At 31.8% G+C, this 24,898-nt stretch carries 25 protein-coding genes and 1 riboswitch; of the genes, 11 read left to right on the top strand and 14 right to left on the bottom strand.

Annotated elements, in window-relative coordinates; all coding sequences use genetic code 11:
* Positions 1 to 4: 4 nt before the first annotated feature.
* A riboswitch (cobalamin riboswitch) is annotated at positions 5 to 187 on the top strand.
* Between the two features lie 69 nt (positions 188 to 256).
* Positions 257 to 2,203 (top strand): TonB-dependent receptor plug domain-containing protein, encoded by a 1,947-nt coding sequence (locus ACVC5O_RS05370; RefSeq protein ID WP_452220444.1) that lies wholly within the window; start codon positions 257 to 259, stop codon positions 2,201 to 2,203.
* A 73-nt stretch (positions 2,204 to 2,276) separates the two neighbouring features.
* Here ACVC5O_RS05370 and ACVC5O_RS05365 read toward each other — a convergent pair whose 3' ends face one another.
* Positions 2,277 to 3,713, bottom strand: a complete 1,437-nt coding sequence (locus ACVC5O_RS05365; protein ID WP_452220443.1) for a S41 family peptidase — start codon at positions 3,711 to 3,713, stop codon at positions 2,277 to 2,279.
* A 135-nt stretch (positions 3,714 to 3,848) separates the two neighbouring features.
* Here ACVC5O_RS05365 and ACVC5O_RS05360 point away from each other — a divergent pair, with 135 nt between their 5' ends.
* The 4 genes from ACVC5O_RS05360 to ACVC5O_RS05345 are packed head-to-tail and all read left to right on the top strand — an operon-like array spanning position 3,849 to position 5,982.
* On the top strand, positions 3,849 to 4,358 hold the full coding sequence (locus ACVC5O_RS05360) for an RNA polymerase sigma factor (protein WP_452220442.1): 510 nt from the start codon (positions 3,849 to 3,851) through the stop codon (positions 4,356 to 4,358).
* On the top strand, positions 4,345 to 4,821 hold the full coding sequence (locus tag ACVC5O_RS05355; protein ID WP_452220441.1) for a hypothetical protein: 477 nt from the start codon (positions 4,345 to 4,347) through the stop codon (positions 4,819 to 4,821). Before ACVC5O_RS05360 ends, ACVC5O_RS05355 begins: the two co-directional genes overlap by 14 nt.
* Before the next feature lie 26 nt (positions 4,822 to 4,847).
* Positions 4,848 to 5,438 (top strand): DUF4252 domain-containing protein, encoded by a 591-nt coding sequence (locus ACVC5O_RS05350; protein WP_452220440.1) that lies wholly within the window; start codon positions 4,848 to 4,850, stop codon positions 5,436 to 5,438.
* 1 nt (position 5,439) lies between these two features.
* Positions 5,440 to 5,982 (top strand): DUF4252 domain-containing protein, encoded by a 543-nt coding sequence (locus ACVC5O_RS05345; RefSeq protein WP_452220439.1) that lies wholly within the window; start codon positions 5,440 to 5,442, stop codon positions 5,980 to 5,982.
* A 49-nt stretch (positions 5,983 to 6,031) separates the two neighbouring features.
* Here ACVC5O_RS05345 and ACVC5O_RS05340 read toward each other — a convergent pair whose 3' ends face one another.
* Together ACVC5O_RS05340 and purB are read right to left on the bottom strand one after the other, a co-directional pair.
* A complete protein-coding gene (locus tag ACVC5O_RS05340; RefSeq protein ID WP_452220438.1) occupies positions 6,032 to 6,238 on the bottom strand; it encodes a hypothetical protein in 207 nt (68 codons plus the stop codon).
* On the bottom strand, positions 6,239 to 7,582 hold the full coding sequence (gene purB, locus ACVC5O_RS05335; protein WP_452220437.1) for an adenylosuccinate lyase: 1,344 nt from the start codon (positions 7,580 to 7,582) through the stop codon (positions 6,239 to 6,241). It lies immediately after the preceding gene.
* A gap of 95 nt (positions 7,583 to 7,677) precedes the next feature.
* On the opposite strand from purB, the gene ACVC5O_RS05330 reads away from it, so the two are divergent.
* Positions 7,678 to 8,658, top strand: coding sequence for a DUF1028 domain-containing protein (locus tag ACVC5O_RS05330; RefSeq protein WP_452220436.1), 981 nt, complete (start codon positions 7,678 to 7,680; stop codon positions 8,656 to 8,658).
* Here the strand turns inward: ACVC5O_RS05330 and ACVC5O_RS05325 are convergent.
* On the bottom strand, positions 8,653 to 9,222 hold the full coding sequence (locus ACVC5O_RS05325; protein WP_452220435.1) for an adenylosuccinate lyase: 570 nt from the start codon (positions 9,220 to 9,222) through the stop codon (positions 8,653 to 8,655). The two genes, ACVC5O_RS05330 and ACVC5O_RS05325, sit on opposite strands and share 6 nt — an antisense overlap.
* Positions 9,223 to 9,258: 36 nt before the next feature.
* On the opposite strand from ACVC5O_RS05325, the gene ACVC5O_RS05320 reads away from it, so the two are divergent.
* Both ACVC5O_RS05320 and ACVC5O_RS05315 read left to right on the top strand, forming a co-directional pair.
* Positions 9,259 to 9,732 carry a heme-binding domain-containing protein gene (locus tag ACVC5O_RS05320; RefSeq protein WP_452220434.1) on the top strand — a complete coding sequence of 158 codons (474 nt, stop codon included), beginning with the start codon at positions 9,259 to 9,261 and terminating at the stop codon, positions 9,730 to 9,732.
* A gap of 3 nt (positions 9,733 to 9,735) precedes the next feature.
* Positions 9,736 to 10,971 carry a glycosyltransferase gene (locus ACVC5O_RS05315; RefSeq protein ID WP_452220433.1) on the top strand — a complete coding sequence of 412 codons (1,236 nt, stop codon included), beginning with the start codon at positions 9,736 to 9,738 and terminating at the stop codon, positions 10,969 to 10,971.
* Positions 10,972 to 11,015: 44 nt separating this feature from the next.
* On the opposite strand, the gene ACVC5O_RS05310 is transcribed toward ACVC5O_RS05315, so the two are convergent.
* Both ACVC5O_RS05310 and ACVC5O_RS05305 read right to left on the bottom strand, forming a co-directional pair.
* Positions 11,016 to 11,717 (bottom strand): SIR2 family NAD-dependent protein deacylase, encoded by a 702-nt coding sequence (locus ACVC5O_RS05310; RefSeq protein ID WP_452220432.1) that lies wholly within the window; start codon positions 11,715 to 11,717, stop codon positions 11,016 to 11,018.
* Positions 11,702 to 12,964: a hypothetical protein gene (locus ACVC5O_RS05305; RefSeq protein WP_452220431.1), complete on the bottom strand. Its 1,263-nt coding sequence runs from the start codon at positions 12,962 to 12,964 to the stop codon at positions 11,702 to 11,704. The genes ACVC5O_RS05310 and ACVC5O_RS05305 overlap by 16 nt, the downstream gene beginning before the upstream one ends.
* 40 nt (positions 12,965 to 13,004) lie before the next feature.
* Between ACVC5O_RS05305 and ACVC5O_RS05300 the strand changes: the two genes are divergently transcribed.
* Positions 13,005 to 13,661 carry a TrmH family RNA methyltransferase gene (locus ACVC5O_RS05300; RefSeq protein ID WP_452220430.1) on the top strand — a complete coding sequence of 219 codons (657 nt, stop codon included), beginning with the start codon at positions 13,005 to 13,007 and terminating at the stop codon, positions 13,659 to 13,661.
* 38 nt (positions 13,662 to 13,699) lie between these two features.
* On the top strand, positions 13,700 to 14,059 hold the full coding sequence (locus ACVC5O_RS05295; protein WP_452220429.1) for a VOC family protein: 360 nt from the start codon (positions 13,700 to 13,702) through the stop codon (positions 14,057 to 14,059).
* Here the strand turns inward: ACVC5O_RS05295 and ACVC5O_RS05290 are convergent, their stop codons facing one another.
* Positions 14,060 to 14,830 carry a carboxypeptidase-like regulatory domain-containing protein gene (locus tag ACVC5O_RS05290; protein ID WP_452220428.1) on the bottom strand — a complete coding sequence of 257 codons (771 nt, stop codon included), beginning with the start codon at positions 14,828 to 14,830 and terminating at the stop codon, positions 14,060 to 14,062.
* Between the two features lie 161 nt (positions 14,831 to 14,991).
* On the opposite strand from ACVC5O_RS05290, the gene ACVC5O_RS05285 reads away from it, so the two are divergent.
* Positions 14,992 to 17,928 (top strand): T9SS type B sorting domain-containing protein, encoded by a 2,937-nt coding sequence (locus ACVC5O_RS05285; protein ID WP_452220427.1) that lies wholly within the window; start codon positions 14,992 to 14,994, stop codon positions 17,926 to 17,928.
* Positions 17,929 to 18,026: 98 nt separating this feature from the next.
* On the opposite strand, the gene ACVC5O_RS05280 is transcribed toward ACVC5O_RS05285, so the two are convergent.
* The 7 genes from ACVC5O_RS05280 to ACVC5O_RS05250 form a co-directional block, all read right to left on the bottom strand.
* On the bottom strand, positions 18,027 to 18,611 hold the full coding sequence (locus ACVC5O_RS05280; RefSeq protein WP_452220426.1) for a T9SS type A sorting domain-containing protein: 585 nt from the start codon (positions 18,609 to 18,611) through the stop codon (positions 18,027 to 18,029).
* A gap of 188 nt (positions 18,612 to 18,799) precedes the next feature.
* Positions 18,800 to 19,093: a hypothetical protein gene (locus ACVC5O_RS05275; RefSeq protein WP_452220425.1), complete on the bottom strand. Its 294-nt coding sequence runs from the start codon at positions 19,091 to 19,093 to the stop codon at positions 18,800 to 18,802.
* 87 nt (positions 19,094 to 19,180) lie between these two features.
* Complete coding sequence (locus ACVC5O_RS05270; RefSeq protein WP_452220424.1) at positions 19,181 to 19,717, bottom strand: DUF6252 family protein; 537 nt, start codon at positions 19,715 to 19,717, stop codon at positions 19,181 to 19,183.
* A 783-nt stretch (positions 19,718 to 20,500) separates the two neighbouring features.
* A complete protein-coding gene (locus tag ACVC5O_RS05265; protein ID WP_452220423.1) occupies positions 20,501 to 22,330 on the bottom strand; it encodes a DEAD/DEAH box helicase in 1,830 nt (609 codons plus the stop codon).
* Positions 22,331 to 22,537: 207 nt separating this feature from the next.
* Positions 22,538 to 23,014, bottom strand: a complete 477-nt coding sequence (locus tag ACVC5O_RS05260) for a hypothetical protein (protein ID WP_452220422.1) — start codon at positions 23,012 to 23,014, stop codon at positions 22,538 to 22,540.
* Between the two features lie 9 nt (positions 23,015 to 23,023).
* Positions 23,024 to 23,290, bottom strand: coding sequence for a DUF202 domain-containing protein (locus ACVC5O_RS05255; RefSeq protein WP_452220421.1), 267 nt, complete (start codon positions 23,288 to 23,290; stop codon positions 23,024 to 23,026).
* A gap of 8 nt (positions 23,291 to 23,298) precedes the next feature.
* Positions 23,299 to 24,897, bottom strand: a complete 1,599-nt coding sequence (locus ACVC5O_RS05250; protein ID WP_452220420.1) for a class I SAM-dependent methyltransferase — start codon at positions 24,895 to 24,897, stop codon at positions 23,299 to 23,301.
* Between the last annotated feature and the right edge of the window lies 1 nt (position 24,898).

Here is a 24,898-nt window from a genome sequence, read left to right as displayed (position 1 = left end):
TATGAGATCCCAAAACAAGTTTGGGACGACTGCGTCGATTAAAAGGGAATCTAGTTAAAATCTAGAGCTGTTCCCGCAACTGTAAGCTATAACGCTTGTTATTAAACTTCATGTCACTGTCTAATAAAGATGGGAAGACCAATAACAAGACGCAAGTCAGGAGACCTGCCAAATTCAAAACATATAAGTCAAACTTTCGGGATAAAAGTTTTTCGTGTGATAGTCCATGCGATTCTCGAGCAATTATTAAATTAAAATGAACAACAAAAAACATGTTCTATTGGCATTATGTGCCTTAGTAACTGGTGTTGGGTTTTCTCAACAACAAACAGATTCAACACAGGTTGAACAATTAGAAGAAGTAGTAATTACAGACTCTAGATTTACGCTTAAACGCGAAAACTCAGGGAAAACAGTAGTAAAAATTACTGCCAAAGAAATTGAGCAACATGCTGGCGAAACGCTTAGTCAGCTAATTAATACTAAATCTGGAATTTCAATTAATGGAAGTAACAGCCAAGCTGGTCAAAATTTAGGAACCTATGTTAGAGGAGGCCAAAACAGGCAAGTTTTAGTGCTTATCGATGGTATAGCTTTGAGTGATCCTTCGCAAATTGAAAATAATTTTGATTTGCAATTATTAGATTTAAATCAAATTGAATCTATTGAAATTTTAAAAGGAGCTTCTAGTGCATTGTATGGAAACAGAGCCTCTACAGCTGTTATAAACATAACTTTAAAATCGGCATCTAAGCAAGCTATAAATGCTAATTTTTCTTCGTTTTTAGGTACAAATAATTCGCAAAACGATAGTGATTTAGCGATTAACGACTTTACTAATAGTGTTGGTGTTAATGGAACAATTGAAAAGTTTTCATATCTAGCAAATTTTAGCAATACGTTTACAGATGGATTATCTGCCATAAAAGCTGCTGAAGGAAATACTAAATATAATAGCGACGAATACTCTAAAATTAATGGGTATTTAAAGCTTAATTATAAATTTAGTAATGCTTTTGAGCTGACTGCTTTTGGGAATTTTGATAAGTATAATACAGAGTATGATGGTGGATTTGGTTTTATAGATGAAAACAATTTGTCTTTAAACAAGCAGTATAGAGTAGGAGTTGCGCCTAAGTTTAATTATAACAAAGGAAGCGTTACTGCAAATGCTGCTTATAATACTATAGATAGAGAGTTTAGAAGCGATTTTCCTGGTAAATTTGAAGCAAATTCTATAGTTATAGATGCGTTTAACAAGTATAGACTTTCTGATAAATTGCTTAGTGTTGTTGGTGTGAATTATGTAAAAACAGAAATGACAAACGAAACTATTCCGTTTGGTAGTTCAGCTTTTACAACAAGTATTAATCCAGAGACAGCAAACGATAATATTTTAGATCCTTATGTAAATTTAACTTACATTTCGGACTTTGGTTTTAATGCAAATGTTGGAGCACGTTTAAATAATCATAGTGAATACGGAAGCAATTTTGTGTATAACATAAATCCTTCTTATGTATTTAAAATGAACAATAACTCACTTAAAGTATTGGCATCTTATAGTACTGCATACATTACACCTTCGTTATATCAATTATTTGCTCCAGGGTTTGGGAATGCTAATTTGCAAGCACAGGAGGATAGTACTATTGAAGGTGGTTTTGAGTTTAATTTAGCTGAAAACTTTAGAGTAAGTTCGATATACTTCAACAGAAAACAAAAACAATTTATAGATTATGTTACCACAGATTTTGTGACTTTTGAAGGCGAATATCAAAACCTAGAGGATGATTTTACAGTACAAGGTGTAGAAGTAGAATTAGGCTATTCACCATTGACTAAGTTAGATTTTAATGCTAATTACACCTTTACAGAACGAAAGGATGGTGTTATTTTTAGAGTGCCAAAACACAAAATAAATGCAAGTATTGACTACCAATTTTGTGAGCGTACTTTTGCTTCTTTAAGTTACCAGTTTAGTAGTGAGCGCACATCTCCTTTTTTAAATGATGATTTTACAGCAAATAGAACTTTAGAGTCTTTTAGCTTAGTGAATTTTAATATTAGCCATAGTGTTTTAAATAATAAAATAAAGCTTTTTGCAGGTGTTAGCAATGTGTTTAATGAAGATTATGAGGAGTTGTATCGTTTTTCTACCAAAGGAAGAAACTATAGAATAGGATTTAATCTAACACTGTAATTGTTTACAAAAATAATATGCATATTTATAAAAAAAGCGACCAATTGGTCGCTTTTTTTATATTAATATAGTTTTAAAAACTAGGTTCCACATACATATTATCTCGTAAAGGCTTAAAATCGCTAGAGGTAGCTAATACATCCATTGGAGAAATTGTTTTTGGAGGAGCCATCCTTCCGTTGCCGGTTAAATGCTGTATTGCTCTAGCTAAAAGTGGCTCGGTTTGCTCGCCTAAAACACCAAGGTTTTCTATATCTTCTGGAAATTCAATGTCTGGCATTAAACCATCTGTAAAATCTGAGAAGCCTGCTGCATTTTCATAACGTCCAACTAAAGGCTGCATCGCATAATTATGGCTTGGATTTGGCACATCGTTACAATCTTCAAAAAAGGTAACATAACCACAAGATGGAATATCGTAAAGCGTTATTGAAAATTCATTTTTACCACGAGTAGTTTCTCCTATATGAATCACATCAATATAAGGCGCTAAGCTATTGATAACTAATTCACTAGCAGAAGCAGAAGACCCTTGAGCTAAAACATAAACTTTATTTAAATTTAAACTATTTATAGAAGTTTGGTTGCTTAAAGTGGCAGGAAAATTTCTGGCACCAAAAACATTTTCTACTTTTGGGTTAGTTGTTGGTGTAACTAATAACTGATCTGTAAATTGACCTGTAATCATACTAGAAAGATTTATAGCAGAGTTGACGCTTCCTCCTAAATTATAGCGTAAATCCAAAACTAATTCTTGTACACCAAATCCTTGAAACTCTGCAAAAGCATTATTTAATTGCGTATCAAAATCGGCAGTAAAACGGTTGTACATTAAGTAGCCTACTTTTATACCATCAACTTCAAAAGTTTTAGTAATATAAACTGGGTTTTCTGTATAATCTTGTTTGGTGAGTGCAATGGTTTCGCCATTGGTTTCTAATGTGCCATTATTTAAGTTTGCCATTCCTAAAGTGTACGAATCACTACCAGTACGCAATAAACCACTAAAATTAGTTTCTGTAAGTTGTGTGCCATCTACAGTTAAAAATAAATCACCTCGTGTTATATTTTTTGTAGAGGCATCTGTATTTGGTAAAATATATTGAACGTAACCTACAAGTTCTGGTCCTCCATTAATCCTAACTAGTCCATATTCCACACCATTGGTTTTAAATATACCATTTAAGGAGTTATTGAGTGCAAAATAATCGTCAACTATCCAACTAAAACGGTCTTCAGAAAATAGTAAATTATCAAATAAAGCTTCAGGACTATTAAAACTGTTTAAAAATGCGGTGTATTCTGCATCACTACTAAAACGATCGTCTGCTAAATCGTTAACTTCACCTTGTACTTCTTCGGCTTGCCAAAAATACCAGGTATTTAAACCCTTCCACACAAAGTCGTTAATTTCTGTAGTTGTAATGGCGTTATCATCTCTATCTTCAAAACAACTTGTTAGTACTAAGAAGGTTACTAATAAAATCGCGTATTTTTTAAGTCTAATCATAATTATAATTCTTTCTTTTTCAGCTTAAAAGTAAGTAAAGTTTTTAACTTTAAAAATAAATTGTAACAAAACAGTTAGTTGTTCGTCGTAATAATAAGTAGCCTTAATACAGCTATTTGTAACCACAACCAAAACATGACACAAAAGGAGTTTTTAAATATAGTAATGCCTTTTAAAGATAAAGTGTTTCGCCTTGCGAAGCGATTATTAGTGTCTAGAGAAGAAGCGGAAGATGCAACGCAAGAGATTATTTTAAAATTGTGGAAGAATAAAAAGAAAATACAAGAGTATAAAAATGTTGAAGCCTTTTCTATGACCATGACAAAGAATTTTTGTCTGGATAAGTTAAAGTCTAAACAAGCTCAAAATTTAAAAATTGTACATAATAATTATCAAGATAAATCGGTATCACTACAAAAGCAGCTAGAATTAAACGACAGTGTAAATTGGGTAGCTAAAATTATAGAAGCATTGCCAGAACAACAAAAAATGGTAATTCAATTACGCGATATCGAACAGTATGATTATGACGAGATATCAAAAATGCTAGATATGCAACCAACAGCTGTACGCGTTGCCTTGTCTAGAGCAAGAAAAACGATAAGAGAAAAACTAACTAATACACATAGTTATGGCATTAAATAATATAGAAAAATTACTAGAAAAATACGAGAATGGAGAGACCACTTTGCATGAAGAACAACAGTTAAAAAACTATTTTTCGCAAGAGACTGTTGCACCACATTTAGAAGTTTATAAACCTATGTTTACGTATTTTTTGGTAAACCAACAAGAACAGTTTACTAAAAACCTACCATTACAAACTAAAAACAAATTTAATTATAAGTGGTTAAGTGTTGCAGCAGTAACAGTTTTAATGTTTGGGTTTTATTTAAACACATCATTTGGTGGAGACACGTATTCTGAGAAGGAGCAATATATGGCTTTTAATCAGTTTAAAACCTCTATGGAAATGGTATCAAAAAATTTCAATAAAGGAACAGCAAAAGTGTCGTATTTAGGCGAAATTGAAAAAGCTGGCACACAAGTTGGATACCTTGAAGAAATTGAAAACACAACCAGTATTATTTTTAAAACTAAAAAGTAGAAATTAACAATTAAAAAATAGAAATTATGAAAACAATACATATTAAATCGATGAAAAAGCAAATTATTTTAATGGTAATGGCAATTATGCTAATGCCTTTAACAGCAATGGCACAAGATGTTTTTGAAAAATATAGTGAAAATAATAATGTAACTTATTTTTCTGCAAAACCAAAAATGTTTCAGCTACTTGCAAAAATGGATATTAATACAGACGATCCAGAAGCACAAGAGTATTTAGATATGGTAAATAGCATTACTAGTTTTAAAACCTTAGCAACAGGAGATAAAGCCATTGCTTTGGATATTATGAATTATGTAAAAAAACGCACATCGTCTCTAGAAGAATTAATGGAAGTCAGAGACAATGGTGTTATTATGAAGTTTTATGTAAAAGAAGGAAAAGATTCTGATCACGTAAAAGAGTTATTAATGTTTGTTAACGGTTTAGATGCAGTGACAAAAGATGCTAATGTTAGTATTAATGGTAGTGATAGAAAATTTGAAACAGTTGTAGTTTCCTTAACTGGAGACATAGATTTAAATCAAATCTCTAAATTAACGAAGAAAATGAATCTTCCTGGAGGCGACGAATTAGAAAAGAAAAACAAAAAATAATATGTACGCATTCATTAAAAAAACAGGTCTGTTAGTTGTATTATTTACTCTAATTGTAAGCTGTAATACAGAGCCAACTTTGCAAACATATTTTGTTGAAAATTCTGAAAATAAGAACTTTATAACAGGAGATTTACCAAAATCATTATTAAGCATAGGCGAAGCTCAATTAACAGAAGAACAACAAAAAGCTTACGAAGCTATTGAAGGGTTAAACTTTTTAATCTATAAAAAAGATAAAGAGAATAGCACTCAATATGATGAAGAAGTTAATAAAATGAAAGGCATCCTAAAAGCTAAAAAATTTCAGGAATTAATGGACTTTAGTGATGCAGCAGGTAAGTTTTCTGTAAAATATATAGGAGAAGACGACAATATTGATGAGTTTATAGTTTTTGGCCGAAACTCTGAATTAGGTTTTGGAGTAGTAAGAGTATTAGGTGATAATATGAACCCAGAGCAATTAATGACTTTAATGGATGTAATGCGTAAAGGAGATATTGACGATAGTCAATTAAAAGGAATTATGGATTTTTTGAAATAAAAAATGTATAGTTTAAATGTAAAAAGGGTTGTTGGCGCAACCCTTTTTTTTATTGTTTATTTTTAGATTTATCCTCTACTATCTCGTCTTCATTCGAGGGTTTGTAAGCCATAATAACATTCGCAAAAACAGCAATAAATAAAAGTAACAACAAAACAATAATCATAAAATTATCTAACATATCAAACACACCACTAAAAAAAAAGAGGAGTAGCATTGCAGTAGCTAGATATAGATTGTGTTTGTCTGTAACCATTTAAATTCCTGTATAATTACTAGGTGTAATTGCTTTTAATTCGGTTTTAATTGCATCACTAACCGCTAAGGTATCAATAAAATTTGAGATAGAAGTTTGAGTAATTGCTTCGTTTGTACGTGTTAATCCTTTTAAGGCTTCATAAGGATTTGGATAGGCTTCACGACGTAAAATAGTTTGTATTGCTTCTGCCACAACAGCCCAATTGTTTTCTAAATCGGCTTTAAACTTTTCTTCATTAAGCAATAATTTATTTAACCCTTTTAAAGTACTTTTAAAACCTATTAAGGTATGTCCAAAAGGTACACCAACATTGCGTAAAACAGTACTATCGGTTAAATCACGTTGTAATCTAGATATTGGTAGTTTTGCCGATAAATGTTCAAAAATAGCGTTGGCAATCCCTAAATTTCCTTCAGAATTTTCAAAATCAATAGGATTTACTTTGTGTGGCATTGCAGAACTTCCTACTTCGCCAACTTTAATTTTCTGCTTAAAATAGTCCATAGACACGTACGTCCAAATGTCTCGGTCTAAATCTATAAGTATAGTGTTTATACGCTTTAAACAATCAAATAAAGCAGCCATGTGATCGTAATGCTCAATTTGTGTGGTTGGGAAAGAGTGTTGTAAACCTAGTTTTTCTTGTACAAATTGGCTTCCAAAAGCTTTCCAGTCTATATTTGGATAGGCTACTTTGTGAGCATTAAAATTACCAGTTGCTCCACCAAATTTAGCAGCACTTGGGATATCATTTAATAAATTAAATTGCTCTTCTAAACGTACAACAAACACTTCGATTTCTTTACCTAAACGTGTTGGAGAAGCAGGTTGACCATGCGTTCTTGCTAGCATAGAGATTGTTGCCCAATCTTTACTTAATTCTTTTAAGCGGTTTAAAACATTATAATATTCTGGCACATACACATCATTCATTGCTTCCTTTATACTTAACGGGATAGCAGTGTTATTTATGTCTTGTGAGGTTAACCCAAAGTGAATAAATTCTTTAAAATCGGATAATCCTAAACCATCAAATTTTTTCTTTATAAAATATTCAACCGCTTTAACATCGTGGTTGGTAACACTCTCAATATTTTTAATTTCTATAGCATCTTCAGTAGAAAACGATTTATAAATGGCTCTTAAGTCTTCAAAAACTTCAGAATTAACAGCTTTAAGTTGTGGCAAAGGCTGTTCGCAAAGTGAGATAAAGTATTCTATTTCTACTAAAACACGATATTTTATAAGCGCTTCTTCAGAAAAATAGTGTCCTAAAACATCAATTTTATTTCTATAACGACCATCAATTGGCGAAATAGCATTTAATACAGATAATGACATAGTTGGTGTTGTTTTTTAACAAGTCTCAAAGATAGTTAATTTGCGCTTTATATTGCATCCAAAATTAGTTATCTTAGTGCAAAATTGTTAATAAAATGAAGACGTTTTTACTTATTACAGTACTTATAATTTCTGAAACTATGTTTGCTCAAACTTATAAAAAATCCGAGCCTTTTACACATACATATTCTATTGTTGCTAGAGACTCTATTACAGGAGAAATGGGAGTTGCTGTGCAAAGCCATTGGTTTAGTGTTGGCAGTGTAGTAACCTATGGCGAAGCTGGAGTTGGAGTAGTTGCCACACAATCTTTAGTAAATCCAAGCTATGGACCAAAAGGATTGGCTTTAATGAAAGAAGGATTAACACCACAAGAAGCCTTAAACTATTTAATAATGGAAGATGAAGGTGAAATGTATAGGCAAGTTGCTTTTTTAGATACCGAAGGCAATGTGGCTACTCATACAGGAAGTTCGTGCATTGATATGGCAGGACATAGACAAGGCAAAAACTTTTCTGTCCAAGCCAATATGATGCTTAAAAATACGGTTTGGGACGCTATGGCTAATGCTTTTGAAACTACTAAAGGCACTTTAAGTAAGCGTATTATTGCAGCATTAAAAGCTGCCGAAGCAGAGAAAGGCGATATTAGAGGGAAGCAAAGTGCTGCCATTTTAATTGTTAAAGCCAAAGCTACTGGTAATAGTTGGGAAGATACTGTAATGGATTTGCGAGTGGAAGATAACGATAATCCAATAGCAGAATTAGAGCGATTAGTAACCATACATAACGCTTACGATTTTATGAATAAAGGCGATTTGGCCATGGAAAAAGGCAACTCTAAGGAAGCAGAAGCCCTGTATTTAAACGCTCAAAAATTGTTCCCAGATAATTTAGAGATGAAATACTGGTACGCTATTAATTTATTAAATAATAAGGAGTTTGATAAAGCGCATCCTATTTTAAAATCTATTTTTAATGCAGACGATAATTGGAGAGAATTAACAAAACGACTAGTAAAAAGTAAGCTTTTAGTTATTTCGGACAAAGAACTTAAAAAAGTTATGCATTTATAAATGCCTCTTTAACTTTTTTAAAATTTGTCTTCCGCGTGCTTTAAACGCTGCACTTTGAGTGGTATAATCGCGCTCAATAATAGTCGATAATTCTGGATAAACCCAATCGTAATCACGACCAAATAAAAATAATGTAGTCATGGAATAGGCTTTAACAGCCACTTTCTCGTCCCTTATCATCCAATCAAAACAAGTTTCAATAATACGTTCTTTGTGCGTATTATTTAGTGTAGTTTTAATTTTATTAGGTTCTTTACTATAATAGGCAGTAGCTAAATATTCGCAAACTTTAGCTACTGGTCGTACTGCAGAGTCTAAATGTACTTTTCGTATTGCAGTAGTAAATTGATCTAAATATGGCGTTATTTCTTCTAAATTTTCTTTACACATAAACTCAAAAACCCAAGCAGCACGAGGAGATTGCTTGTCGTTTACCATAAAAATTATATCTAATAATTTAGGAATTAAATCAGGATTATCAATAACTAAATTGGCATAATACAGTCGTTTTTCGCGCGAGTGATTAACGTAATTTAATTCGGTGAAGAGTTGTTGTGTTGTCAACGTTTTTATTACTTTTAGACACTAAATTTACTAAAAATGAAACTACTTAAAAAAATTATACTATTACTAATAGTAGTATTTATAATAGCGCAATTTTTTAGTCCAGATAAAAATATAGGAGAACTTAGCTCTATAGATGCTTTTATTGCCGAAACTCAACCACCAGCAGAAGTAGCTTTACTATTAAAAGAGAGTTGTTACGATTGCCACAGCGATGTTACACGATATCCATGGTATAACACTATTACTCCTATTAATTATTGGATGGCAAACCATGTTAACGACGGAAAAAAGCATTTTAATGTCTCTAATTGGGAAGCCAATTCTACAAAACGAAAAGACCATAAATTTGATGAACTTATTGAAATGGTCGAAAACAAAGAAATGCCTTTAGACTCCTACACATGGACTCATAAAGAAGCAAAATTAACAGCGACTCAACGCGAATCTATTATTAAATGGGCTAAAAGCGTAAGAATGGGTTATGCATTAACCAATAAACCAGAATAAATTATGGAAAACAAGTTGCTCATTATTGGCTTTGTTTGGCCAGAACCTAAAAGTTCTGCAGCAGGAAGCAGGATGATGCAACTTATTAGGTTTTTTCAATCCCAAAATTACAGTATTACTTTTGCGTCGCCTTGTTCAAAAAGCGATAATGCTTTTAATCTTGAAACTATTGGAGTTACACAAAAAACAATAGAGTTAAACCATCCAAGCTTTGATACTTTTATAAAAACACTCCAGCCAACTGTGGTTCTGTTCGATCGTTTTATGATGGAAGAGCAGTTTGGTTGGCGCGTTGCAGAGCATTGTCCAAACGCTTTACGCATTTTAGACACCGAAGATTTGCAATGTTTACGCAAAGGCAGACACCAAGCTTATAAAGAAAATACTACTTTCAATCCTTCTTATTTATTTAGTGATTTAGCCAAACGCGAAATAGCTAGTATTTATAGATGTGATTTGAGTTTAATTATTTCTGAAGAAGAGCAGAACCTACTAATTACTCAATTTAAAGTACCACAAACACTTCTTTTATATATTCCATTTTTAATGCCATCAGTTTCAGCAGAAACAAAGAGACTACTACCAAATTTTGAAAACAGATCACATTTTGTAACTATAGGTAATTTTTTACATGCACCAAATTATGATTCAGTTTTATATTTAAAATCAACAATTTGGCCATTGCTGCAAAATCAACTGCCTAAAGCCGAACTCCATATTTATGGCTCATACAGTTCTCAAAAAATAGAACAATTACACAATCCTAAAGAAGGTTTTTTTATAAAAGGCTTTGCTGAAAATGTTAATACAGTAATGCAAAATGCCAAGATTTGTTTGGCTCCATTGCAATTTGGAGCAGGATTAAAAGGAAAGTTTTTTGATGCGATGCAAAACGGAACACCTTGTATTACAACTACAATTGGAGCAGAGGGTATATTTGGCACTATGGAACCTAACGGATTTGTAACCGATAATCCTAACGATATTGTAAGTAATGCTATGGCATTATATAATGATAAAGCACTTTGGCAAACAAAACAAAAAAAGGGGTTTGAGGTTTTGGAGAAACGCTTCAATGCTTCCGATTTTAAAGAAGAATTTAAATTAAAACTTGAAGAAGTCTTAAAAAACATTCAACACCATAGAAACTCTAACTTTACAGGGCAACTACTAATGCATCATACCTTACAAAGTACAAAATACATGAGCAAGTGGATTGAAGCTAAAAATAAAGATTAGGCTATTTAATTTTAGTTTTAAAACGGTTTAATTTCTTAACCTTTTTAGAGACTCATTTTTATCAAATTTATAGCCTCTTTAACGCCTTGTGTGGCTGGTTTTGCAATTACAGTTAGCAAGGTGTTCGAATCTATAGTGGGTTTTGGGTCTATAAAATAAGTAGGAGTACGTTCTGGTGTGTAGTGCATTAAACTTGCCGCAGGATAGACTTGCATAGATGTACCAATAATAATTAAAAAATCTGCTGTTTCGCAAATTTCAACCGCTTTATCCATCATTGGTACAGCTTCTCCAAACCATACAATATGCGGTCTTAACTGGTGGCCATTATTATCTACATCGCCTACATTAATATTGGATTTCCACTCAAACACTTCATTATCACTAACAATATTTCTTGCTTTTAGTAATTCGCCATGTAAATGAATAACATTTGTACTACCAGCTCGCTCATGTAAATCATCAACATTTTGTGTAATTATAGTAACATTAAAATCGTTTTCTAAAGTTGCTAAATCTAAATGCGCTTGGTTTGGTGCTACCTCTAATAATTGTTTTCTGCGTTGGTTATAAAACTCTAATACTAATTCAGGATTTGCTTTAAATCCTTCTGGCGAAGCGACTTCCATAACATTGTGACCTTCCCAAAGGCCATTAGCATCTCTAAACGTTTTTAAGCCACTTTCGGCACTAATTCCTGCTCCTGTTAATACAACTATATGTTTTTTTACTACTGTCTTTTCCATTTTTTAAATAGCTTAGATTTTGCTAAAGGCTGTAATAAATTGTCTTCAAATACATCATTATCTTCAACAAAAAATATTAATTCTTTTTTATCGTAGCCCTCAATAACTAGGCGATCTAAAATTTTAATTGCATTTTCTAAATCATTATTTACAACGTGTGTACTCAATGTTCCAATAGCGCCTTCAACAAAATTAGGATAATTATCCATCATGTATTTGTAATTATTTAGTGCAACATCATAATTTTTATCTTCAAAAGCCACATTTGCTTTTAAGTAATTTAAAAAATCGTCGTTAGTTTCGCGTTGTAGTTTATCTAGCAAATCAAAAGCTTCATAATAATTCTGGTTTAAAATATAATAATCTATCTGCATAAGATAAATTGTTGGATCTTCAGGAAATTGGGTAATCAAATCGTTTAATGCTTCGCTGTAGTACTCAGAACTTAATTGACTAGCAATTTGAGTTTTTAAAACTAGCATAAATTTATCTTTAGAAATAGGACCTTCAACAGTTTCTAGCATAGTATAAGCCTTTTTGTAACCACCTAGTTTATAGATGTTAATAGCATTAATGACTTTGCTAAAATTTTTACTATCATCAGAGTTGTCTTTATTATTTTTAATTATGGAATATCTATACATTCTACCTAATGTTTCGCTAATTTTTTCGCCAGCGAGATAGATGTATATATCGTTAAAAGCCAATTGGTTATTAACAATACATAATTTATAATCATGATAGTTAACGCCTCCTTCGCTAGTAAATAGCCTAAATAACAAATAATAGGTTTGCTCTTTATTGTCGTATCTATAATTTATAAAATCATAATAAGCGCCTTGTTCCACTGCATTTGCAATTTGTTTTGGATAGCTTTCTATGCCTAATATTAATCCGTTTAAAAATCCTTTTTTATATGTTTCCTTATCTATTGTATTTATAGTATTAATGGAATCTAAAGTATGTTTTTCTATACTTTGGGATAATGATTCTTTATGTAAGTTCTCTAAAAATAAGTCAGGATTATTTTCAATAATGCTACTTTGTATTGTTACTCCTAATGCTTTAACGTGGTCTTCTATAGAGTCGTTTTCAACAATGTTTAACTCAACAGTATCACTAATTGTAAATACTTTAGAAATTAAATTGTTAATTGTATTTGTTTTCTTTTCTTGTTTTTGCGCGTGAATTGATACCGATAAAATAAAAAGTAAACCAATAAAAAAAGAGGATTTTACTTGAGGCATAATAATTTTTTAATATTTTGGGTAAATATAAACTTTTTAAATGATAGATACAGCACTTCTAAATCACCTCGAAAGCTATTTAACCACTAACCGAATAGAAAAATTTAAACGTGTAATTAATGAACGAACTCGACATTTTACAGTAGCTACAGAAGATGTTTACCAGCTTCATAATACAAGTGCTGTAATACGAAGTTGTGATGTTTTTGGCATACAAGATGTGAATATTGTAGAAGAGGTAAACAGCAAGCTTATTGATAGAGAAATAGCAATGGGAGCTCAAAAATGGGTGGATTTAAATAGGTATCATACAGTAAAGGATTGTATTAAAAATCTAAAAAATGAAGGCTACCAAATTGTAGCAACAACACCTCACACTAACGATTGCGAATTGTATGATTTTGATGTTACTAAAAAATCGTGTTTCTTTTTTGGAAGAGAAACCGAAGGCTTATCTCAAGCCGTTTTAGATGCTGCCGATTGTTATTTAAAAATTCCAATGGTTGGGTTTACAGAAAGTTTAAACATCTCTGTGTCTGCAGCAATTATTTTGCAACACGTAACCTCTAAATTAAAGAAAACAGATGTTGATTGGCAATTAACTGAAACAGAAAAACTAGAAAAACGTTTAGATTGGTGTAAAAAAACAATTAAAAGTTATGAGGAAATTATTGAACGTTTTTATGAAAAAAACTAAAAATGTATTACTTTTAATAGGTTTAAAATATAAATAGTATGGTAAGTTGGTTTGAAATTCCTGTTCAAGACATGGAGCGTGCAAAAGTATTCTACGAAACAGTTTTTGAGGTTAAAATTAATGTTCAAGATTTTGATACTACGTTAATGGGTTGGTTCCCATTCGAAAATCCTAGTGGAGCGTCAGGTTCTTTAGTAAAGCAAGAAAGTTATATTCCTAGCCAAGAAGGAACACTTGTTTATTTTGGTAGTGAGGATGTACAAATTGAATTAAATAGAATTGCAGCACTAAAAGGAAAAATATTACAAGAGAAAACTCAAATTTCTCCAGAGCATGGATACATGGCTTTATTTATAGACTCAGAAGGGAATAGAATAGCTCTGCACTCTAACAAGTAATTATATTTTAGTTCTGGATTTACTTAAAATTTTATATTCTTCGTAGCATTCGCTTATGGCATCTAATACTTGCAAATCGTTTGCAGTAGCAATAAACTCTTTAGAGTAGTTACATTGACTAATAATTTCTTCTAAATCTACCTTATTTACTTCGAGTAAAACGGTTAGCATTTCTCTATCAAAACGAGAGGCTAATAGATTTCGGATATCATCATCTTGCTTCATTTTCTTTAATTTCTTCATTTCTCTTCCTTTTTTACTAAAGGTATTATAGAGAAAATCTAATGGATTAAGAATGGAGCCTAATACTTTAGAAATAGCGTTTGGCTGCCTATTTCCAGCCTCGTAGCCATTGGATAATCCAGAAATACTATACCTATAATTATCGTTAACAGGTACTTGTTTTATATCTATTTCTAAATAGCCAGTAAGTTTAAATTCGGTTAAAGCAACCTCTTCGAGCGCTAACGCTAATTCTGTTAAACCAATTTCTGTTTTCCCATATTTAATCCAATCATTAGTCACTCTAACTTTTATAGATTTAAAACCAATATATGAAAAGATTAATGTGTCGTTAGGTTTTGCTCTCAACTCAAACTCGCCAGACTTATTAGTGGTAGTCCCAATAACCTGATTTAAGTTTACAATATTTACGCTTTCTAAAATCTCATTATTAGTAACATTTACAACAACACCTTCTACTTTAGTGAATTCTTGCGAAAAGACTAGTGCAGTAAAAAAAATAAGACAAAACGTTAATACTGTTTTCATAAGCTTATGCTACGCTGTAAAAGTAATAAACATTATGTTAAATCTTTACTTATCACTTTTATTTGATTTAAAATTAACAAATATTAGACCGTTTTAAAGATTTTAGTACTATAAATCACTTATTTTCTTTAATTTGTACTGTTAAGTAGATTCTACATTTTATGCCTATTAGTTCAAAGTATTTGTTTTTGGTTTTTATAGCTTTTTGTTTCCAATATAGTTTTGGTCAAAATGAAGCTGCTATTTGGTATTTTGGAAATAATGTAGGATTAGATTTCACTAGCGGAAATCCTGAAGTATTAACCGATGGACAATTATCTACTTTCGAAGGTTGCTCCACAATTGCTACACCAGATGGTGATTTACTGTTTTACACAGATGGAATAACAATTTGGGATAAAAATCACCAGATTATGCCAAATGGTAATGGACTTTTAGGCGATCCTTCGAGCACACAATCTGCTTTAATAGTTCCAAAACCTAATGATATTAACCGTTATTATGTGTTTACTGTAGATAATGAAGCTGGTCAGTCAGGACTTCGGTTTTCTGAAGTTGATATGACTTTAAATAATGGAGATGGAGCTGTTACCGCAACTAAAAACGTACTTTTATCTACACCAACTACCGAAAAAATATCTGCTGTACAGCATGCAAACGGCACAGATTTTTGGGTAGTAAGTCACTCCTGGCAAAGTCAAAATTTTATTGCTTACTTAGTTTCTCCAACTGGTGTTACAACAACACCTGTAATATCCTCTGTTGGTTTTTTTCATGGCAATGGTGTGGTTGCTCAAACTATTGGATATTTAAAAATCTCTCCAGATGCTTCAAAATTAGCATTGGCAATTTATGGTAATGGGAGTAAGGTCGAAATTTTTGACTTTGATAATAGTACTGGTGTCGTATCTAATCCAATAAGACTTGAAAACCCTGTATTTGCAAATTCTGGAGGTGGAGCTTATGGTATTGAATTTTCTCCAGATAGTAGTATTCTATACGTTTCAGAATTACTATATAATATTAACTCTTCTTCGGTATATCAATTTGATTTAAGTGATTTTAATTTAACTAGTATTGTAGCTTCTCAGCACACTTTATATCAAGGATCAGATTTTATTGGAGCAATACAGTTGGCTGTAGATGGTAAAATTTATTTGGCTAACGAGAGTACAACATTTTTAGATGTTATTAATAGTCCAAATGTTTTAGGACCAGATGCAAATTATTTAAACAAAGGTCTAGACTTAAATGGTTTTACTTGTTATCTTGGGCTTCCTCCATTTATACAATCGTTTTTTAATGCCAGTTTTCAGGTCAACAACACGTGTTTTGGTAGTCCAACCGAATTTATTTTAGACGCAACAGATACTGTAGATTCTGTGCTTTGGGATTTTGGCGATGGAACAACATCTACAGAAGAGAGTCCAACACATATTTATTTAGCAACAGGCACATATACAGTTTCGGCAATTGTAAATTCTGGTAATACCTCTCGTAGTTTACTAGAAACCGTTACAATTTACGATGTGCCAATAGCAAACACTGTAACTCATTATATGCTTTGTGACGATGACTCTAATAATGGTATTGGAACATTTGATTTAGCTACAAAAACTAATGAAGTTTTTGGAGCCCAATCGCAAGTAATCTTTGATGTTGCCTATTATTTATCTACACAAGATGCTATGGATGGTATTAATACATTACCAGAAAATTATGAAAACACGCAGAATCCACAGCAGATTGTAGCAAAAATTTATAATACTCAAAATAGTAATTGTTACGATTTGGTAACTTTTAACCTAATAGTAAATACACAACCTATTGCACATCCAATTTCCGATGTGGTTTTATGTGATGGAGAAATTAACGACGATACGGAAACTATTCAACTAAATACGTTTAATACAGTGGTGCTTTTGGAGCAAGACGCTTCTTTATTCTCCATTACTTATCACTTAAACACTACAGATGCAGAAACAGGAGCAAACCCTTTACCAAATAGTTTTGCAACACAAACTAATCCACAACCTGTATTTGTTAGAGTTGAAAATACTATAAATGAAAGTTGCTATGCTATAACAGACTTTACAATTACTATTGATGGACAATTAGTAGCCAACCAACCCAACAATTATTATTTATGTGATGCGATGAATGATGGGATTGAAAATTTTGATTTCTCTACTTTAAACGCTTCAATTATAAATACTCAAACAGGAAATTACACCATTACTTATCATTTAACTGAAACTGATGCAGATTTAAACACAAACCCTTTAGTATTACCTTATGTAAACCAAAGTCCTATTGAAACTATTTACGCCAGAATAGAGCGTGAAAATAATAGCTTTTGTTACGATACAACGAGTTTCGAAATAGGGATTTTAGACACACCAGAAATAGACTTAGAAGCTATCTATTATCTCTGTTTAGATGAAAGTATTACTATTACAGCAATCTCAGGATTTGATAGTTACGAGTGGAGTAGTGGCGAAACTTCAGAAAGTATAGTGCTAACTGAAGCAGGAAACTACAGTCTAACAGTAACCAATACTTTTGCTACAAACCCAATAACCAGTTGCAGTGCGACTAAAAACTTTACAGTAGTAGCCTCTAATGAAGCCATTATTGATACAATAGAAATTGAAGATTGGACTGCAAATAACAACAGCATTACAGTGTTTGCAAGTGGTATTGGAGATTACGAATATTCTATAGATAGCGTTAATTACCAAGATAGCAACGTGTTTACGAATTTAGGCGTTGGAGAATATGTAGTATTTGTTAGAGATAAAAATAATTGTGGCGTAGTTGCAGACACTACCTATTTGCTGTATTATCCAAAATATTTTACGCCAAATGGCGACAATTATCATCCTTATTGGCAAATTTATGCGTCGCAGTCTGAGCCTAATTTAACCATATTAATTTACGATAGATATGGAAAGTTTATAACTAAATTAAACCCTTTAAGTCCAGGTTGGGATGGTACTTATAATGGTAAGAATATGCCAGCTTCCGATTACTGGTTTGTAGTTAAACGACCAAATAACGAACAAATTTATAGAGGTCATTTTAGTTTGAAGCGGTAGAATTATATTACAGATAGTCAAATAAAGCTTATGTTTTTTAGTCAATTTATAAATGCAATATATTATTTATATTGCATTTATAAAGCAACTACTATGATTTAGCTTGATTGATGTATTATTTTAAAAGTATATTTACTTTCATTTATATTTGCCTTTATAATATAAATGCCAGATTTAAATTTCTCTAGGTTGAATGAATTATTACTGGTTTTATAAAGTAAAGTTCCGTAAATATCAAATATATTAATTAAATAGGACTCTTTAGTTTTTATTTTATCTGAAGAAGTATTAGAACTAGTCCTACAGGGACTAGGAGCTCTAGTAATTTCCCATTTGTATGTATTGGCCTTAGTTTTAATTAAAGTATATTTATCATACATATTAGCTACTCTATACATAGAATTTGTCTTTTTATTGAAATAGTAGTCACTAGAAATTATATTTTTTGCATAGGATGTAGCCATTTTGCTTAGGTCAGATTCTAAAGTTTTAATTAAATTAAAGCTGGATTCATGTTTATTAAATTTTAAAATGTATTCTAAATTAGATGATGTGCTATTTAACTTATCATAAATATTAAAAAACTTTTCTTTCCCTTTTTTTTCTTCTTTACTAATAGAATTGGCTTGAACACCATAAATTACCACTCCAGTATTATTTTTATTTAAATAAAAGTTTATCAAAATAAAAAAAACACAATAAAAAATTTTATAATTGTACATATATTCAAAATTATATCTGTCTAAATTTAATAAATTTAGACAGACATTTTATTAGTTATAACCAGCTTGCTTCAATTATTTCTTCCCAACTATTACCATGGCAAAAATGAACATTTGCAGCTTGAGCTCATCATTGTAATTCTTCATCATTAAAATAACCAGAATTCTCTGCTTGTGGTTACTTTACCCATAAATAAGGTTTTGAAAATGTTTCCTATAATATTGGCATCTACATAAGTGCTGTCCGTTAATGTGCCATTATAAGCAGGAACATTGGTAAATTCCATTGCATAATCTAATAAAACTTTGTGTGGCACTCGGTTTTTGTTTAAACCTTGAAAAATGGGGTTGATTTGGTTTTTCCAATTGTTGTTAACTTCGGTTTGTGCATTTAATAGTAGAGATATAAATGCAAAGCAAATAAAAAGCGTAATTTTTTTCATAATTTTGTAATTGATTTTTTGTTAGACATAATTTTTTGTGTTTAGCTTTATAATGAGCCGTTTTGTTCCAGCAAAACGGTTTTTTTGTTATTGTGTAAATAAGGTGTCAAACCGACCTTCTCGAATTTCCACGGTTTCTCCTGTATATGGGTTTTCTATATCAAACCAAAAAGTTCCTGATACTATATTATTTGTAAAATCTAATTTGGTAATAGTTAGTTCACCTGTGAATTGTGAATTTGTTGTTGAAAATTCTTGAGTAGTATTATTAGGATTAAAACTACTTCCAGCCCAAGCATTACCATTTATATTTTCAATTAATTGGTATGTTTCATTTTCTAGAATCTCTTTATTATAAGTCCCAATATCAACACTAATTAATGTTTCTACTTCATCACTTCCTTGAATTCCAAAATAATACTCTCCACCAGTAAATTGATAAAAACAGTTAAAGTAGCCACCGCTTGTATCTATAAAGTTTTGCTCATTTACTTTACAAGCAAAAATTCCTGCTCCTGTTTGAGTTGCTTGTGGTAAGTTTTGATTAGTATTATTGTCGTCGTCGTCTTTTTTGCAACAACTTAATGTTGTAATAATTGCAAATAATAATAGTAGTTTTTTCATAGTATTAATTTTTTGTTTTCATTGTTCAAACAGTATTAATGTATTTTCCTACTTTGTAACCTAAAAAAAATGCGAAACTAAACAAGCTTTTTTTATGTTTTTTCGGCATTTTATCGAAATTCGTAAAATACTGTTGCGGATTTCCCGCAAAGGAGAAGTTTTCTTACAGAAATTTGATGATTTTGTAGGTGGTAAAATGTGATTTTTTTTTAGGTATTAGGAGATTCTTTGCTGCGCTCTGAATGACACATAAACTGCACTTTGAGTGCGTATTATTATTATATTAAATTTAGATTTCTGTTTTTTCAGGCATTAAGAGATTCTTCGGTTTGCTCTGAATGACACATAAACTGCGGTTTGAGTGCGTATTATTATTTTATTAAATTGAGATTTCTGTTTTTGCAGTTATTAAGAGATTCTTCGCTGCGCTCTGAATGACACATAAACTGCGCTTTGAGTGCGTTTTATTATTTTATTAAATTGATGGTTCTGTTTTTGTATTCATTAAGAGATTCTTCGCTTTGCTCTGAATGACACATAAACTGCACTTTGAGTGCGTTTTATTATTTTATTAAATTGAGATTTCTGTTTTTGCAGTCATTAAGAGATTCTTCGCTTTGCTCTGAATGACAAGTGATAGCATTACTACTTTGTTTAATTTATTATTGTTTAGATGAAGCTTCTTTTTTGTATAAACATGTAGATTCTTCGCTTTGCTCTTAATGACATTACAAAAAAAAACCTAAGCGTTAACTTAGGTTTTAAAAATTATATTTTATTTACTTATCGTCTAGAGCGTCTTGGTCTAGAGTGTGTAGTTTTAAATTCCGATTTATCTCTATCGCTTTTTCTCGGTTTTCTATCGTCGTTACTACGTCTGTCGCTTCTGTTTCCAGAATCCGAACTACGTGAGCGTCTTGGGCTATCATCACGTCTTCTGCGTCCTCCTCCAGAACCTCCATCACGACGTCTTCCGCCTCCACCACCACGACCTCTTCCGCCACGACTTGGTTTATCTTCAGTAATTTCAACATTTACAAAACGTCCATTATGCTTAAAATCGTTAAAGAATGCCAATACTTTTTCTTGGTTTTCTTTTTCAGTATTAAAAAACGAAAACGTTTCTTTTACATCTACTTTAAATACATCGTCTCTTCCTAATCCTAATTGTTCCTTTAAAAAATCCTTCAACTTCATCCAATCAAAGCCATCTTTTTCACCAACATTTATAAAGTAACGTGCAGCATTTCCGCTAGATGGTCGAGATTCACCACGATTTGGGTCTCCTGCAGCAACATTTAAGTTCTTCGCTTTTTGATAATAGTTAAAGAATCGTGTAAATTCTACAGAGAAGAATTTTTTAATCAATTCGTCTTTAGATGTATCTTCGAATAAAGCGTTGATATCTTCCAAGTACTTATCAATTTCGCGATTTATCTCAGTGTTATGTATTTTATTTGCTAAAGACATTAATTGGACCTCGCAAATTTCCATTCCGTTAGGAATTTCTTTTAATTCAAATTTCTGATTGATAATACGTTCGATACTCTTTAGTCTGCGCACTTCACTTTTAGAGACAATAACCATAGAAATCCCTGTTTTACCAGCACGACCTGTACGACCAGATCTATGTGTATAGGTTTCTATTTCGTCACTTAATTGGTAGTTAATTACGTGTGTAATATCATCTACATCAATACCACGTGCAGCAACATCTGTTGCCACAAGCATTTGTATTTGGCGTGTTCTAAATTGTTTCATCACAATATCTCGTTGGTTTTGAGATAAATCGCCATGTAACGCTCCAGCACTATAACCATCTTCTATTAATTGCTCTGCAACTTTTTGTGTATCGCGTTTTGTACGACAAAATATTACCGAAAATATATCTGGATTCGCATCTGCCAAACGTTTTAAGGCTTGGTAACGATCGCGTGCATTGACTAAGTAATACTCGTGAGAAACTGTATCTGTACTTTGGTTTTTATGTCCAACAGTAATTTCCTGTGGATTATGCATAAATTTCTTTGCAATTGTTGCCACTTCTCTTGGCATGGTTGCAGAGAATAACCAGGTGTTTTTATCTTCAGGAGTTCCAGAAAGTATATCTGTAATATCTTCTTTAAAACCCATATTTAGCATCTCGTCGGCTTCATCTAAAACCGCATATTCGATTTTAGTAATATCAACTAACCTACGGTTAATCATATCTTTCATTCTACCAGGAGTTGCTACAATTATTTGTGCGCCACGTTTTACTTCGCGTGCTTGATCTGTAATACTAGATCCTCCATAAATAGCAACTACGTTTAACCCTTTGCAGTGTTTACCATAGGCTTTCATTTCGTTTGCAATTTGCAAACACAACTCACGAGTAGGAGAGAGTATTAGACCTTGTGTAGTACGACTGTCTATGTCAATTTTTTGTAGCATTGGAAAACCAAATGCAGCCGTTTTTCCAGTTCCGGTTTGCGCTAAAGCTACCAAATCTGTCTCTTCGTTTAATAAAATTGGGATTGCTTTTTCTTGTACTTCAGATGGTGTTTCAAAACCTAAATCTGTTATACCTTTTAAAAGGTCTTCGTTAAGACCTAATTCTTGGAATGTGCTCATTCTTTGTTATGTATTTCAATGTCAAATCTATGTGGTGTTACGAATAGAAGTGCATTGAACATACTTAACCTAAAACTTCTAGTAACACATCCTCACTCTGAGGAGTCAATTAACGCGTTTGCGTTTTTCAAGGTGCAAAGGTACGATTTTATTTAAGATTTGCAACGCTTAGTGTTTTTTGCTTTTTTTTAACTGAAGATATAGTGACTAACCCTCAAGTTCTTCTAACTCTAAATTAAAGTCGTATTGTAAGTCTTCATGAAAATTAGAAACTAGTTTTTTTATAGTGAATAGTTGACGTTCGTAAATATTAATAAGTGTGGTATTTCGTTTAATTGAAGGTGTAAAGGTTTTTAATTTTTTACAGAAGTAGAGGAGAAGTTCTGCTTCAGTCTCTTTTTTTAACGAGTAGCGAGCATACTTTTTTATGTTTCTAAGTATTTTACGAACACTTTTTTTTATATAGAAATAACTATTGGTGTTTATAGCCTCAAACTGCTCGTCGATCTCTTGTTTTACTGTTTCTATATAACCAGATTCGCTATGCGACTCAAAAAGTAAGTAGGTGAGGAGTTCCTTATTTTCTTTTTTAAACCGAGATAATCGTAAACAGAGTTCTGCTAATTCTTCCGACGACTTGTGTTTTAATTCTTTTCTAATAGTGACAACAGAAACTGCTTTCATATATTACTGTTATTTTTGATTATAAAGGTTTCTAATTGTTTTTTTTACTTTAAAAAGTCTAACTAAGCCAATAATTAACAATATGCCAGAGGTTATAATTAGTGCTATCCCAAAGTATTTTAAATCCGAAAGAATTTCTATTTTAAGAATTGTAATTCCTGTGCCTAACAAAACCAGAAACGTTCTAAAATAAGCTAAAAATGTGCGTTCGTTGGCTAGTTTTGTACGTTCTATAGCTAGCCAATCTCTTGTAATTAATGGATTCTCTTTATTCATGTATTGTTTTATTTTCCTTTTAATAAATTGATGCTTACAGTTGCTAATTCGCTATTTGGAAATGTTGTAAAATAATTTGGATCTGGCAATAAACCAGCTTCTGTAGCAATGGTATTAAATATATCTACCTCTAAAATATATTGGTCGCTGTAACCATGTGTGGCATCGTAAGCAGTAGCTGCTGTTTTTCCTAAATTTTCTGAAACTATTTTAGGGTTTACAGTATGAAGTTCTATAATTAATAATCCAAAACGCTCTACATAAGGTTTCCATTTGGTAAAGTGTTCTAAAAGGGAATCTTCTACTAAATTAGTATTTAAATGTTTGCCTTTATTAGCGTAAGCTCCTGAGGATTTGCTTATTCTATTAGTGGGTTGTTTTGGCGCTTCCCAAATGCGATTATGGTCTAAAAATGTACGTACGTTTAGTAAATCTTTGAGTTCAATATTATAATCTTCTTTTAAATCTTTAGCCAATATATCTGGTCTGCCAATATCTCCCCAAATTACTTTTGCCCAAATATCGGCTTTAATTAAATTAGCTCGTGTTACTTTTAAAGCGGCTTGGTTAAAATCTGCACCAACTAAAAGTAGTGGATGCTCTTCTAACAGCTTACCTCTTAAAGTTTGGTGCTCTATAACATCAAAAATATGTTGTATAAAGGCTCCATTGCCACAACCCATATCTAAAATACCTTTTGGCTGCTCGTCAATTGGCTTGTTAAATAGGTTAATAATAACTTGGTCTATGATTTTAAAATACGTTGCGTGTGCGCCACCACTTCCCCAAACATTCATTTCTCGATGTACATGCTTTTCGGTATCGTTTGTAGATTCTGTTTTTAACACTAATGGGTTTCCAAAAAGCAACTCGTCTAACTGTAAAAACGTTGGTAAATACGAAACGGTTACTCCATAAGCAGATGCTCTTTTTGCGAAAAACAACCCTTGATCTGTAAATTGATAGGTGTTTTTCTTTTTAGTAAACCAACCTAAATGTGCAAAGAAATCTAGTATTTTTTTAAAACTTTCAGGGTCTTTATGGTATTCTTCTGCAGTAAAAGAGGCTTCCATAAAATACTTATGAAACAAGCCATTAACACCAAGTAACACAATTATTGGAGCGACAATGCAACCTTCTATATGTTTTAAAACTTGTTGCTCTATAGCATCGTTTTGTTTTAAACCGAAGTGATTCTCGTAATTTTTAAAAATTCGTTCTAAAGCAATAAACGCGTCTGCACCAATACGCTCTTCAGGAAAGTTTACAGAATAGGAGAGAAGTTTTACAGCATCTTCATATAAATGTGCTAAAATAAAAGCCTTAGCACTATTGGAGTTTGTAGAATACTGTATAGTATTTGTAGTATTGTCAATCTCTTGGTTAAGCCAACCTTGAGAGCATAATACTCTTAAAGCAACGTTTAAATAGCCTTTATTAGCTGAAAATTTTTCGTTTAAAGTAGATAAACTTACACGCTTGTCTTTTAATAGTGTTTCTAAAACACCTTTTTTATAGAGCGCAAAAGCTGTAGTTGCTGTTGCAATACCATCTAAATGTTTAAAAATGGTACTACGTAATTGTACTTTATCTTGTTTTGATAACATG

This window comes from Lacinutrix salivirga, assembly GCF_053604675.1.
Note: the sequence above shows the minus strand (reverse complement) of the source record. Positions and strands in the feature narration are given on the sequence as shown.